This is a genomic window from bacterium (genome assembly GCA_020440705.1).
Taxonomy (GTDB): domain Bacteria; phylum Krumholzibacteriota; class Krumholzibacteriia; order LZORAL124-64-63; family LZORAL124-64-63; genus JAGRNP01.
This window is the reverse complement of the sequence record JAGRNP010000356.1, coordinates 1-567: the sequence shown is the minus strand read 5'-3', so window position 1 is coordinate 567 and position 567 is coordinate 1. Positions and strand designations below refer to the sequence as shown.

Annotated in this window: 1 protein-coding gene; it reads left to right on the top strand. The window is 68.8% G+C overall.

The window, feature by feature from the left end:
* Window positions 1–567 (top strand): transcription-repair coupling factor (locus tag KDM41_18765; protein ID MCB1185467.1); only part of this gene is annotated, 567 nt, incomplete at both ends.

Here is a 567-nt window from a genome sequence, read left to right as displayed (position 1 = left end):
GGCATCGACATCCCGAACGCAAACACGCTCATCGTCGACCGCGCGGACATGCTCGGCCTCGCGCAGATGTACCAGCTGCGCGGCCGCGTGGGCCGTGGCGTGAACCAGGCATACGCGTACCTCTTCCACCCGAAGAACCGCGTGCTCACGGAGACGGCTCAGGCGCGACTCTCGACGATCTTCGAGGCGAGCGAGCTGGGCGCCGGGTTCCAGGTCTCGCTGCGCGACCTCGAGATCCGCGGCGCCGGCAACCTCCTGGGCGCGGAACAAAGCGGTCACATCGCGTCGGTCGGCTTCGACCTCTACACGGAGATGCTGTCCGAGGCCGTCGAGGACCTGAAGTCGAAGTCCGAGAACCGCCCGCGCGAGGTGCTGCCGCACGAGGAGCGCGGCGAGATCCGCAAGGTGCTCATCGATCTGCCGGTCGCGGCGCACGTCCCCGAGTCCTACGTCGGCGAGATCGAGTCGCGCCTCGCGCTCTACCAGCGCATCTCCGGACTGAGGACGCTCCAGGACGCCGACGAGCTGGCGCAGGAGACGGAGGACCGCCTCGGCGATCTGCCGGAG